This is a genomic window from Saccharothrix sp. NBAS 001, from assembly GCF_056640475.1.
This window is the reverse complement of record NZ_CM153251.1, coordinates 10,201,987-10,214,870: the sequence shown is the minus strand read 5'-3', so window position 1 is coordinate 10,214,870 and position 12,884 is coordinate 10,201,987. Positions and strand designations below refer to the sequence as shown.

The 12,884-nt window shown below is 70.8% G+C and carries 12 protein-coding genes; 3 read left to right on the top strand and 9 right to left on the bottom strand.

The genetic code is table 11. The features are described 5' to 3' along the window. Positions 1–28: 28 nt before the first annotated feature. Entirely contained in the window at positions 29–640 is a 612-nt protein-coding gene (locus AC0HI0_RS46355) for an isochorismatase family protein (protein ID WP_480929809.1), read from the bottom strand. 158 nt (positions 641–798) lie between these two features. Between AC0HI0_RS46355 and AC0HI0_RS46350 the strand changes: the two genes are divergently transcribed. Further along, positions 799–1,074 carry a hypothetical protein gene (locus tag AC0HI0_RS46350; RefSeq protein ID WP_480929808.1) on the top strand — a complete coding sequence of 92 codons (276 nt, stop codon included), beginning with the start codon at positions 799–801 and terminating at the stop codon, positions 1,072–1,074. A gap of 49 nt (positions 1,075–1,123) precedes the next feature. Then, positions 1,124–1,651, top strand: coding sequence for an SMI1/KNR4 family protein (locus AC0HI0_RS46345; protein ID WP_480929807.1), 528 nt, complete (start codon positions 1,124–1,126; stop codon positions 1,649–1,651). Positions 1,652–1,674: 23 nt separating this feature from the next. Here AC0HI0_RS46345 and AC0HI0_RS46340 read toward each other — a convergent pair whose 3' ends face one another. After that, entirely contained in the window at positions 1,675–2,091 is a 417-nt protein-coding gene (locus tag AC0HI0_RS46340; protein WP_480929806.1) for a peptidase inhibitor family I36 protein, read from the bottom strand. Between the two features lie 163 nt (positions 2,092–2,254). Between AC0HI0_RS46340 and AC0HI0_RS46335 the strand changes: the two genes are divergently transcribed. Further along, a complete protein-coding gene (locus AC0HI0_RS46335) occupies positions 2,255–5,053 on the top strand; it encodes an AfsR/SARP family transcriptional regulator (RefSeq protein WP_480929805.1) in 2,799 nt (932 codons plus the stop codon). Between the two features lie 316 nt (positions 5,054–5,369). Here AC0HI0_RS46335 and AC0HI0_RS46330 read toward each other — a convergent pair whose 3' ends face one another. From AC0HI0_RS46330 to AC0HI0_RS46300, 7 genes are all read right to left on the bottom strand, one after another. Continuing rightward, a complete protein-coding gene (locus AC0HI0_RS46330) occupies positions 5,370–5,720 on the bottom strand; it encodes a hypothetical protein (RefSeq protein ID WP_480929804.1) in 351 nt (116 codons plus the stop codon). A gap of 31 nt (positions 5,721–5,751) precedes the next feature. Next, on the bottom strand, positions 5,752–6,408 hold the full coding sequence (locus tag AC0HI0_RS46325; RefSeq protein WP_480929803.1) for an ABC transporter ATP-binding protein: 657 nt from the start codon (positions 6,406–6,408) through the stop codon (positions 5,752–5,754). Between the two features lie 15 nt (positions 6,409–6,423). Beyond that, positions 6,424–8,382, bottom strand: coding sequence for a hypothetical protein (locus AC0HI0_RS46320; RefSeq protein ID WP_480929802.1), 1,959 nt, complete (start codon positions 8,380–8,382; stop codon positions 6,424–6,426). Positions 8,383–8,484: 102 nt separating this feature from the next. Beyond that, positions 8,485–8,826: a lactococcin 972 family bacteriocin gene (locus AC0HI0_RS46315; RefSeq protein ID WP_480929801.1), complete on the bottom strand. Its 342-nt coding sequence runs from the start codon at positions 8,824–8,826 to the stop codon at positions 8,485–8,487. 147 nt (positions 8,827–8,973) lie between these two features. Next, positions 8,974–9,720, bottom strand: coding sequence for a response regulator transcription factor (locus tag AC0HI0_RS46310; RefSeq protein ID WP_480929800.1), 747 nt, complete (start codon positions 9,718–9,720; stop codon positions 8,974–8,976). A 713-nt stretch (positions 9,721–10,433) separates the two neighbouring features. After that, positions 10,434–11,813: an MFS transporter gene (locus tag AC0HI0_RS46305; protein WP_480934547.1), complete on the bottom strand. Its 1,380-nt coding sequence runs from the start codon at positions 11,811–11,813 to the stop codon at positions 10,434–10,436. Positions 11,814–12,383: 570 nt separating this feature from the next. Further along, positions 12,384–12,818: a M15 family metallopeptidase gene (locus AC0HI0_RS46300; RefSeq protein WP_480929799.1), complete on the bottom strand. Its 435-nt coding sequence runs from the start codon at positions 12,816–12,818 to the stop codon at positions 12,384–12,386. Between the last annotated feature and the right edge of the window lie 66 nt (positions 12,819–12,884).

Below are 12,884 nucleotides of genomic sequence, written 5' to 3'. Positions count from 1 at the left end.
GACGGACGCCCGTTGCCGGAAAACGCGCTCACCGCGCCAATTCGGCGGCGAGTTCCGCAGCGGACAGCACCCGTCCGAAGAACGTGCGGATCGAACGGAGCGTGGCCTCCTGGGCGTCGTCGGACAACGCGCCGGTCGCGTCGGAGAGAAAGGCCACGCGGTAGTCGTGCATGTACGCGCTGCGCGCCGTCGACTCGCAGCACGCCTCCGTCAGCGTGCCGATGATGATCACCGTGTCGACTCGCCGCAGACCCCGGATCGTATTCAGGACGCTGTGCAGCGGCGTGTTGTGGAATGCGTCGTAACGGTGCTTGCGGACGACCATTTCGTCCGGCTGCGGCGCGAGTTCGTCCACGATCTCCGCGCCGTACGTGCCGTCCCGCATCCCGGCTTCGAGCAAACGCGGAATGTAGGCGGTCTCCAACGGCGAGACGTCGAAGCTGTCGTAGAGAATGTGCTTCGTGTAGATGACCGGAACGCCGGCCGCGCGGCACGTGTCGACAACGTCCCGCATCGTCGTCAGCCGTTCACGCGCCATCGGCACGGCCATCGGGAAGCCTTCACGCACGAAGTCGTTCTGCATGTCGATGACCAGCAGCGCGCAGGACTCCGGGTCGACGCTCCAAAGCGGGTTCGTCATGCCACTCCTCCACGGCCGCCGGACGTTCCGGGACGTTAACACGACGACCACCCCGTCCCAGGCGGGTCACACAGTCGAGTGGTGTGGGGCCGGTCCGCGGCTGAACCCCGGCTGGGCGGGAACTCCTCCACGTGAACAACCGACCACTTGGAGGAGTCGTGAACCACCGCATCGCCGCCGCGCTGATCGGCACCGCCCTGTGCTTGTCCACGTTCGCGGGCCCGACAGCCGCCGCGACCACCGCGACCACCGCGCCCGAACCGCCCCAGCCGACGCAGGACCGCGTCTCCGAGCTGATTTGCGGTGTGCTGGAGGATCTGGGCCTCCTCGACCATCCGGAATTGGCCGACCTGGTCCAGAAGTTGGGCTGCAAGGACGTCGCACCGACCACGACCACTGCGCCGTCGACACCCGCTGAGCACAATCGGCTCTGATCCGGCGACGCCCTGCCGGCCTTGTCCGGCGCACGTGGAAAATGGAGTCGTGAACGAGATCGCCTACCTTCGCTCCGCTTTCGACGGCCATGGCGCAGCGCCGCTGGGCTGGGACGCGGTGCGCGCATTCGAGGCGGAGCACGGCGTGCTGCTGCCCGAGCCCTACCGGACCTTCGTCGCGGAGATCGCCGACGGCGCACCGGCCGGCCCGCCCGAGCACGGCCTGGTGCGGATGGCGGAACTCCCGTCCGACTGGGGCGCGAATCGCCCGGAACGCGCGCTGGACCGCCCGTTCCCGCTCACCGCGACGTGGGTGTGGGACGACGACCCCCGCCCGGAGGAGGAGGTCGAGAAGCAGCTCGAAGGGGTCCACGACCACGGGTCGATCGTGCTCGGCACGGACGGCTGCGGCATGTACTGGCACCTCATCGTGACCGGCCCGCACCGCGGCCACATCTGGTACATCACCGGGGAGGGCGCGCTCCCGTTCGGAGCGGAATTCGGCACCACCACGGCGAAATCGGGCTTCACCGGGTGGGTCGAGCACTGGAAGGCGGGCCAGGACTGGTTCATCTGACCCACCACGCGGTCGCGCGCTGATCAGAAGCCGTGCGAGGCGTTGTTGTCGTAGGTGACCGAGAGGTCGTGCTTGGACCCGGCGGTGATGACGTCGAAGTCACCGCTCTCGTAGGAGTTGTAGAACACCCAGACGTGCACGTCGAGCCGGTTCCACGCCGAGCGCGCGTTGTTCTTGACGCACTGGCCCTGCCCGCCGCCCGGCCCCTTGAAGTCGTAGCAGGACGGCTGGGAGGTGCCGTAGTTCCCGACCGACGTGGTGAAGTCCGACACCGAGCCGTTCAGCCCGGTGTAGTAGTACAGGCAGAACTCGCCGACCTCGCAGACGCCGTTGCGGGGTGTCGCGGCCGACGCGCCGGGAGCCGTCGAGAGCGCGAGCGCGGCCACCGCGCCGATGGCCGCAGCCGCTTGCACGAGCCTTCTGCCGATGGGGTTCATCATTGGTCCTTCCGCCGACCTGATTGGGCCTTCACGACGACACCGGTGGTCCGTCTGGCGTCATCGTCACCGACCTGTGGTGTGAACCGCTTGCAGCGTTTCTGCATCGCGCAGCTAAAACGGCTATCTCTTGAGTCCGGTAACCGCTGTCGCGCTGGGGGCTGTTGTGGTTTTGCTGCGTCTGTTGGGCGAGGTGGCCGCGTACGTCGACGGCCGCCGCGTCGACCTCGGTCCGACCCGGCAGCGGTGCATGCTGGCCGCGATCGCGGTCGACGTGGACCAGGTGGTGCCGGTGGACCGGCTGGTCGAACGGGTCTGGGGCCAGGACGTGCCGCGCCGGGCGCGCGCCACGCTGCACAGCTACATCTCCCGGCTGCGGCGGGCGTTGGCGGACGTCGACGGGGTGGCGATCGTGCGCCGTTCCGGCGGGTACGCCCTGATCACCGACGCGACCGGGCCCGTGGTCGACCTGCGGCGCTTCCAAGACCTGTGCGCGCGTGCCGCCCGCGAGGACGACGAGCGGGCGATCCTCGCGCTCACCGAGTCGCTCGCGCTGTGGCAGGGCGAGGCGCTGACCGGGCTGGACGGCGAGTGGGCCGCCGCCGAGCGCGCCCGGCTCGGCGACCGGAGGCTGGCCGCGCAGCACGACCTGGTCGACGCGCGCCTGCGTTGTGGCCACGGCGAGGAGCTGGTGGTCGAGCTGGCGGCGCGCGCGGCGGCCCACCCGCTGAACGAACGGGTCGCCGGCCAGTACCTGCTCGCCCTCTACCGCGCCGGCCGCGCCGCCGACGCCCAACAGCACTACCGGGTGCTGCACAGGAAGCTGGTGGACGAGCTGGGCGCGGACCCCGGCTCCGCGCTCCAAGAGCTGCACCAGCGGATCCTGGACGCCGATCCCGTCCTGACCGCGGCCCGCACCGCCCCGGGTGCCGTGCCGCGGCAGCTGCCCGCCGCGCCCGCGTCGTTCGTCGGCAGGCACGGCGAACTGACCCGGCTCGACGACGCCGTCGGCACCGCCGGTCCCGGTGCGGTCGTGATCTCCGCCATCGCCGGCACCGGCGGGATCGGCAAGACGTGGCTGGCCCTGCACTGGGCGCACCGCAACGCCGACCGGTTCCCGGACGGCCAGCTGTTCGTGGACCTGCGCGGCTTCAGCCCCGAGGGCGAGCCGATGAGCCCCGCCGTGGCCGTGCGCGGCTTCCTCGACACCCTCGACGTCGACCCGGGCCGCATCCCGGGCGACCCGCACGCGCAGGCCGCGCTGTTCCGGAGCCTGCTGGCGGGCCGGAAGATCCTGCTGGTGCTGGACAACGCGGCCGACACCGCGCAAGTCACGCCGCTGCTGCCGGGCAGCGAGACCTGCGCCGTGCTGGTGACCAGCCGCAACCGCCTGCCGGGCCTGGCCACCGGCTACGCGGCCCGGCACGTGCCGCTGGACGTGCTGTCCGACGACGAGGCCCGTGCCCTGCTGACCGACCGGCTCGGCGCGGCCCGGGTGGCGGCCGAACCCGACGCCGTGGCCGGACTGGTCGGCCTGTGCGGGGGTTTCCCGCTCGCGCTGACCATCGTCGCGGGCCACGCGGCCACCCGCCCGGAACTCCCGCTGGCGGTGCCGGCGGCGGAACTGCGCGACCTCGGCCTGGCCGCGCTGCACGACGAGGACGACCCCACCGCGAGCCTGCCCACCGTCCTGTCCTGGTCGCACCGGGCCCTGACCCCCGACCACGCAACGACGTTCGCGCTGCTCGGCGTCGCGCCGGGAACCGACATCGGCGTCGGCGCGGCCGTCGCCCTGACCGGCCTACCCGCGATCGAGGTGCGGAAAGCCTTGCGGGGTCTGGAACAGGCGTCGCTGCTCACCGTCGACCGCAACGGCCGTTACCGCATGCACGACCTGATCCGCGCGTACGCGAACACCACCGCGCACCGCGACCTGACAGCCCGGGCACGCCGATCCGCGCTGCACAGGCTGTTCGACTTCTACACCCACACCGCGCACGCCGCCGACAGGTTGCTGAGCCCCCACCGCCAGCCGATCGAGGTCGGCGCGCCCGGGTTCGACGTGGACACCCACCCGTTGCCCGACGCCCAGGCGGCGATGACCTGGTTCGACACCGAACACGCCAACCTGCTGGCAACCCTGCACTCCGCAGCCGGCCACGAACGCCACGACACCGTGTGGCGACTGGCGTGGGCGTTGAGCACCTTCCACATCCGCCGCGGCCACCTGAACGACCGCATCACCGTGTGGAACGCCGCGCTCGACGCCTCGGCGCACCTGGACCAGCCCATCAGCCGCACCCTGGCCCACCGCTTCACCGGCCGGGCCCACGCCGACGCCGGACGCCACGACGAGGCGACCGGTCACCTGGACCAGGCGTTGGCCCTGGCCGAAGCCCAGGACGACCCGACCCAGCGCGCGCACGTCCACCACGACCTCGCCCGAGCCTGGGAACAACAGCAGGACGACACCAAGGCGCTGGAACACGCGTCCAGGGCACTGGACCTGTACCGCACCCTCGGCCGCCCGGTGTGGGAAGCCGACGCCCTGAACCAGGTCGGCTGGTACGCGGCCCGCCTGGGCGACCACGCCACCGCCCGCGCGCACTGCCAGGCCGCCGTCACCCTGCACCACGACCACGACAACCCCGACGGCGAGGCCGCGGCCCTCGACAGCCTCGGCTACATCGACCACCACAGCGGCGACCACAGCGCGGCCGTCGAACACTACGAACGCGCCGCCGCCCTGTTCCGCGACACGGGCGACACCTACCAGTTCGCCGACACGCTGAACGCCCTGGGCCACCCCTACGCTGCGCTCAACCTGCCCGAACGCGCGTCCGCCGTGTGGCAGGAAGCCCGCGAGCTGTACACACAACAGGACCGAGCCGCCGACGCGCACCGCGTGCAACGACAACTGGACGCCCTGCCAACCGCGACGGCAGAGCGCCCTCCCGGAACCTGACGCCCGGCTCCAGGGGCTGTGTGGGGTTCGGATCTGGGTTCGCTGCGGTGGTGTGCTGGTTGGGGTTGGTGGAACATGGTTGCCGTGGCGGGTGCGGGAGCGGTTCGACGGGATCCTGTGGCGGTTCCGCACCGGGTCGGGTTGGAACTGGTCGGCGTGGGCTCCACGATCGTGCGGGTGTATCACGAGTCGGTCGGCCTCGCACCTGTCCGGACGCGGTGGCCGCGGACAAGGCGTACTCCTCCGAAGCCAAGAGGAGCGATCATGTGGCTGAAAACCCTGGCCCCAACCACATGATCCAAACCCCGAACAGCTCCTAGCGCTCCACCAGGTGAACCGGCACGCCGAACCCCGTACCGTCCGACAGCACCCGCCGCACCGCTTCGCGCTCGTCCGCCGTGCCGTAGGCGACCTGCACCAACGCCCGGTCACCGTCGCACGGCCGGCCCACGTCGACCGAGACGCCGCCGCCGACCGCGCGGATGTCCTCGGCGAGCTTGGGATTGCCCGCCAACCCGGCGGAGACCTCGGCGGCCGTGGGCAGCGTGTCGCACGGCGGATGGACGTCGTTGGAGGACGAGCCGAGACCCGTCAGGGCGAACGTCACCCCTCCCGCCACCACGAGCACCGCGACCGCACCGACGACGATCTTGTGGACCGTTTTCACAACGACACCCTCCCGCACTGGTGTGACAACGTCAGGCCGCGACGGCGCGCGCGGAACCGATCTCGTACCGGGCCCCGCACGCCTCGATCATCTCGGCGTCGTGCGTGGACACGATCACGGTGCAACCGTCGGCGGCGAAAGCCGCGAACAGGTCGATGACCTTGCGCCGGTTGGCCGCGTCGAGCGACGCGGTCGGCTCGTCGACGAACACGACCCCGGCCTGCTTGTAGATGGCGCGGGCGAGCGCGAGCCGCTGCTTCTCCCCGCCGCTGAGGTGCCCGGCCGCCTCGTCCTGCCGCCCGCCCAGGCCGGTCTGGTCGAGCACTTGCGCCAACCGCTCCAGGTCGCCCGTGACGCGCCGCCCGAACACCCCGGACCGCATGGTGACGTTGAAGGCCACCGACTCCTCGTCCATGATCCCGTAGTCCTGGAGCACGAAAGCCGCGTGGTCGCGCCAGAACCGCCGACGCGCCCCCGAGCCGTACCCGGTGACGTCGTCGCCGCCGATCACGATCCGCCCCCGGTCGACCGGCAGCAGCAGCCCGAGGCAGTGCAGCAGCGTGGTCTTGCCGGACCCGCTGGGCCCCACCAGGGCCGTCATGACCCCCGGCGCGCAGCGGACGGTCTCGCCGTCGAGCACGGGCCGGCCGCCGATCGACACGGACACACCCTCGGCCTCAACCAGCATCTTGGAGCACTCCGATCAGATCCGACGCCGACCGACGCCGGCGAAGCACCAGCGGGCGGCGAAAAAGTGGCTCAACGGCACAGCGAGCAGCCCGAACGCGGCGACCACGAGCACCGCGCCCATCGCCCCGGGTCCCTGGAACAGCAACGCGATCACGACCAGCCCCAGCCCCACCAGCAGCTCCCTGGCCACCCGGCCGCCCAGGACCTGCGTCCACGACCGGCCGGCCACCCGCAACGGGAAGTCGCGCTTGGCGTGCAGCAGCGCGGTGATCAACGCGCTGATCCCGGCGGCGACGGCGAACGCGACGACCAGCGCCACCAGGGAGAGGTTCAGCAGCCACGTCACGTACGCGGTGAACTGGGCGAGCAAGAGGCCGTCCTCGGCGATGTACACGACCCTCAGCACACCCTTGAAACCCTCGTCCCGCAACGTCTTCAGGTCCAGCCCGTGGCGCTTCATGAGGTCCTGGGTGGCGGCGACCCCGGTGAACACGACGTTGCGGGTCGACATCATCGACGTCAGGTTCCGGTCGTTGAAGGCGTCGTGCGGGGAAGGCACCACGACGACGAGCGCGCTGTCCAGGAATTCGAGCTGGCCACCTCCGCCGGCGGTCGCGACGGGCAGCCGGTAGCCGGCCGCCGGCCGGAAGAACCCGAACCCGCCGAGCACCTGCTCGCCCGGCAGCCGGTCGCGCGACCACAGCTCCAGGTTCGCCGCCAGTCCGCTGCCGTTGCGCAGGGCCTCCTCGCGCGGGACGGGCTCAAGCGCCGGCTGCGGTGCGCCCTTGGTCACCAGGTCCAGCCAGCGCTGGTTGACCAGGGAGACCGCCGAGTAGTCGGTCAGGCCGGGCAGCCCGTGCTGCTGGGCGAAGGTGTAGGAGAAGGCCAGCACCCCGCGCGACTCCGCGTCCCGCACCAACTCCCCGATCCGGGGCTCGACCGCGTCCATCTCCTTCTCCGACACCCCGAACGTGATGCCGACCTGGTCCGACAGCCGCTGCCACATGGCGGTCTCGGCGGCGGTGGCGGACGCCTGCCGGTAGGCCGTCCACGCCGGGCCCGCCGAGGAGACGACCAGCAGGAAGGTCAACGCCTGCACGACCACGGCCGCCGTGCGCAGGCTGCGGACGGCGGGCTGCCGGGTCGCGAGCATGCGGGCGCTGGGCCACGCCGAGGCGGACATGACGAGCACCGCGGCCATCGCCGCGCCGATCACCGCGATCTCCAGTCCGAGCAGCACCCGGACGAACGGCCCGACGTAGATCCAGTCGTGCGCCGACCCGATGTAGAGGCTCGCGCCGACCAGCACGACCGCGCCCGAGATCAGCAGGGCACCGACGAACCCGCCGAGGTCCTGGACCTGGATGCGCCACACCGGGCAGCCGGCGAGCACCCGCAGCGCCCGCCCCCGCGCCTTCATCGACAGCCAGAACAGCGCCAACGCCACGATCAGCGCGAACGCGGCGAGCAGCGCCGCGAGGAAACTCCCCTCCCCCACCACGAAGTCCAACGACTCCGCGACCGAAGCCGCCCGCACCTGGACCTTCACCCCGGCCCCGGTCAACGCGGCCTCGAACCGGTCCACCTGGCCGTCGGCCCTGGTCACCAGGTAGGACCCGGAGGCGTAGGAGTTGGCCAGCCGCTCGCGCCCGACCACCTCCGCGGCACCGCCGCCGAACCAGCGGAACTCGCCGGGCAGGGATCCCCGGTCGAAGGCCACGAACACCTTGCGGTCCACCGCGCCGTCACCGGTCAGATCAGGGGCGATCTTGACCAGCCCGAGCCCGAGGTCGGCGTCCAGCCGCGCCAACTCGTCGAATGCCTCGTCATCGGTGAATCGCGACGAGCTGAAATCCAGGCCGATTCGATCATCGACCCCGATGGCCTGCGGATACTCCCGGTCGTACAGGTCGGTGACCACCGTCGCCACCAAAGCCAGCAGCGCGAATAACGCCCCCGAGACAACCACCACTACACGCCTGTGCAACGACCCTCCCGAAGCGCCCCGCCCTGGCACAATACCGCACCCCCCAGCGAGAAAGCCGCTGGGGGGCGGTCAATGCGATACCCGAGGTTAGCAGGTGCGATAGTAGTAGTTGGCCTCCAGGCCCGCCGAGTTCACCGTCCAGATCTCGGCGATCGAGGTCTGGCCGCCGGCGGTGTCCGCGCTGCGGCTCCGGTCGGTCTCCCCGCCGTCGATGTACTTGATGACGGTCGAACCGTGGCACAGGTTGTTCCGGAGGTAGTAGGAACGCAACTTGACGTCCCAGAACCCGTATTCCCAGGTGCCCCCCTCGGCCGGGTACTGGGTGTTCTTGCCCACCGAGACCCAGGCGCTCGCAGGTGCCGCGGCGGCACCCAGCACCGCGGCGGCCAAGGCCGTCACGGTCACCGCCTTCTTGATCACACGACGCACAGAATTCCCTCCTCCGACAATCGGCCCCGAATTCCGGGACCGTCTGGTCGGGCGCGGCCGGAAACCGCATCCCGGGTCGCCGCCGAAACGGTGACGACACGAGTCAAACCGCCGAACGGCCCGCTGTCCCGTGTCGTTCGGACAGTTTCACCCCTGGTCGTTCGGGAAATGCACCGGCAACGCCCCTGCCCGAATGGACAGGTTGACCAGGTGCGCCCGATTGCTGGCCTGGAACTTGGCCATGAGGTTGGCCACGTGGTACTTGACCGTGCGCTCGCTGCGCTGGAGGCGGGTGGCGATCCGGCGGTCGGTGTGGCCGTCCGCGACCAGCAGGAGCACCGCGCGCTCGCTGGGCGTCAGCTGGGCGGTCGTGTCGACGTCGGCCCGGACCGGCTCGCGGTCGCGCTGCGCGAAACCGGCCAGCAGGAGGGCGCCCAGCGTGGGGCTCACCCACCGGGAGCCCGCGCGGACCGAGTCGACCGCGTCCACCAGTTGCGCCGGGTGGTCGTCCACCGACACTATTCCGTCGACCCCCGAACGCACGAGCGCGGACAGCCCGTCCGCCGCCGGCGGATCACCCGGCACCATCGCGAGCACCGCGACACCCGGAATCACGCCGGCCGACCTGGAATCGAGCAGCTCGCGGATCGATTCCCCTTGCGCGACATCCACCAGAACGACCTCGATGGATTTCTCGCAGACCATCTCCAGCAGTCCGGAAAACGATCCCGACACGTCCGTCGCCTCGAAGTCCCGATGTTCATTGAGAACCGAGGAGATTCCCGCGCCCAAGACCAGCGTGCGCGCCGCCACCAGAATGCGAATGAATCCGTTCGAACCGAACTCGCCTTCGCGACCAGGTGGCAAACGGCCTAATACGGATACCGCCTCCACAATGGAGCCCCTTCACGTCGCCCCCGACCTGAGACTGGGCTCCAGCGAGTCTAGCTTCGCGTGATCGAGCCAGTCAATCGATTACCCATGAGGTATCGGAGAGCGCAATCAAATGCCTCACGACCAGCGTTGATCACGGCCGGTGATCTCCAAACGGACGAATTGCTCCGAACGAGCAGAGCAATGCACCGCGAAACCAGCGGGCCACCCGATCGCACCGCACGCCCCGACGACGCACCCGACCACCGGCAGCCTTAAACCGCGGCGCGCCCACAGCCGGCCGACACCCAAAGCGGGTACGTGAAGAATTCATGCACGTGGCACACTGGGATTCACCCGTCCCGAAATCCGTCGGACGCGGGGAACGACCCGGACCCCGGCCCGACGGCCGCCCCCACGAAAGATCAGCGGAAAGCCCCGGCATCCACGATCCGGGGCCGGCGCCCTCCACGACAGTGCTCGACGGCTCACCCGCGACCCGGCGGCGTGCGGTCTCCACCACCACCCCGCTGGAGCCGGCGATGAAGAACGCGGAGAGCGACGTCGCCGTTGCAGGCCGGGTCGCGGTCGAGTTCCTCGGCCGACGTGCCCCGGGGTTCGGCCGCGACGTCTCGCCGGCGAGACGGATGACGGGCACGGAATGGCCGTCGACCCCGGGAAGCCGGTCCTCGGCGAACATCGCTTCCTCGCGAAGCGCGGTGCCCGACGGGCGTCTACGCGTCCGTCACCTCGGGCGCGACCGTCGTGGGCACGTCGTTCTCGGGGCGTGGGCCGCGGAAGATGCCCCACCCCACGAGAGCTGCGGACAACAGGGTGAGTGCGAGGCCGGCGCAGGTGATTGCCGCGCGGAAGTCGCCGGTCTGCCGCGCACTCCACGAGGCCGTGGTCAGCGCGTCGGAGACGAACGCCGCCAGGATCGTTCCGCTCAAGGCGATGCCGATCCCGGTGGTGACTTCGCCGGCGGTGTCGACGAGCGCGGCCCCGATGGTCGTGCGGTTCTGCGGCAGGCCGCGCATCACGTTGTTGCCCGCCACGACACCGACCACGCGCATACCGGCCGCGACGAGGACGAGAGCGAGCGCGATCCAGACGTAGCCGAGCCGCCCGAACGCGGTGTAGACGGCGAGTCCGCACACCACCGCGCCCGAACTGAGCCAGGCGGCCCCGGTGAGGCCGACACGCGTGATCAACGGGCCGATGAGGGCACCGCCGGCGATCAGGACGACGACCTGCGGCAGCATCCCCACGGCCGCCTGGGCGGGTGTCCAGCCCAGGTCGAGCTGGAGTTGCAGGGTCACCAGGTAGCCGAGCCCGGCGGTCGCCAGTGCTGCCGAGGCTTTGAGCGCCAGGCCGCCGGACACGAGGGGACGGGCGACGAGCGCCAGGTCGAGCAGCGGGTGCCGGGCGGTCTTCTCCCGGATGACGAAGCAGGTCCCGGCGACGAGGGCCGCCGCCGAGGCACCCCAGGGCAGCACCGAGGCCGCGCCCGCTTCCAGGAAGAACGTGGGGGTGAGCAGCGCGAGGACGATCGTCGCGGTTCCCAGCACAGCGCCTACCACGTCGATCGGATCGCGGTGCAGGTCGGCGGGGTCGTCGACGGGGATGCCGGCGCGGAGGCCGATGAACGCGAGCGCGGCGACGGGCAGGTTCACCACCAACAGCGCCTGCCACGGCGCGAAAGCGAGCACGAGCCCACCGACCGCGGGGCCGATGGCCAGGCCCACCAAGCCCACGGTCGAGATCAGCGCGGTCGCACGCACGCGCAGCCCGTCGTCGGCGAACAGGCGGAACGCGAGGGCGAGCGACCCCGGTGTCGTCATCGCGGCCGCGACGCCCATGACCGCCCGCACGGCGATGAGCTGCCACGCGACCGTGACGAACACCGTCGCCAGGCTCGCCGCACCGAGCAGCACGAGCCCGATGAGCATGACCTTGCGTCGACCGGCACGGTCGGCCAGCGCGCCGAGCGCCAACATCAGCCCGCCGAACACCACGGAATACGTCCCCGTCACCCATTGCAGGGTCGTCGTGGACGCGGACAGCTCACGACCGATGGTCGGCAACGCGACGTTGAGGATCGAGTTGTCGAGCATCTCGAACAGGAACACCGCCGAGAGCCCGGCCAGCGCGGGCCACACCTCGGCCAGCGAACGCGGGGGGCGGGACGGCGCGGGTGTCGTGCGAGGACTCTCGCCGGACAGACCGCGAACACGGGGAGACACAGCGCAACTCCTTCGGGGTGAAGGAGTGACGGCGTCGTCCGATGCCGTGTATACGCGTGCCCCTGGCTGGACGCCCAGCCCCAGAGCACGTTTCTACCCCGATACTCCGACCATACAACACCTCGGGACGCCCGTCGCCACCTCAGGCCCGGGAACTGGTCGCGGGCGGTGGTGGCCGGGGGCTTCGCGTACGGGACGTTCACGATGTGGCCGGACCCCGCGTCGGGCGAGCAGATCGAGATCGTCTACGACCCGGCGAACCCGACGTCGGACGTCGACGACGTGCGGGCGCGGGACGACCGGACTGCCACCTTCCTGTTGCCCGGCATCACGATCGCCGGCGGGCTGGGTGCGCGGTGGCCACCTGGCGTCTCGCGCACGTGTCGCGACGCGGCGGGGACAAACCCGTGCAGCGACGCTGAAACACGACGGGCAGGCCGTTCACCGCCGCATCCTCGGATCGTGCGAGGGGTCGGGATACATGGGCGGGCAGCCACCGTCGACGGCTTCGGGCCGCAGTTCGTAGTGCCAGGGTTCGTTGCGATAGATCTGGCACAACCCGTACTTCGCGCCGTGCGCGGACAGCCACGCCGCGGCGACGGGCGGCCCGATGTCGACCGCGTCCCCCGACACGTGAGCGGACGTGTCGGGCGTGGCCACCCATCGGGCCGCTTCCTCTTCCGAACCGGATTTCGCGATCACCTCAAGGCGCAACTGTTCCTGGTACCGCGGAGAACGCCACCCGCCGTTGACGAACAACTCGACCCCCTCGTCCGCGGCATCGGTCGCGGCTCGGCGCAGGGCACCGAGCAGGTCGGGATCGAGGTTGGCCACCGCCGGGGTCTCGTCGTCGAAGACCGGCACCGGTTCGGGCACGGCACCGTGCGCCTTGCCGAGACCACGCCGCACGGCGGAGGACGCCGACGACCGGGTGTAGCCTGC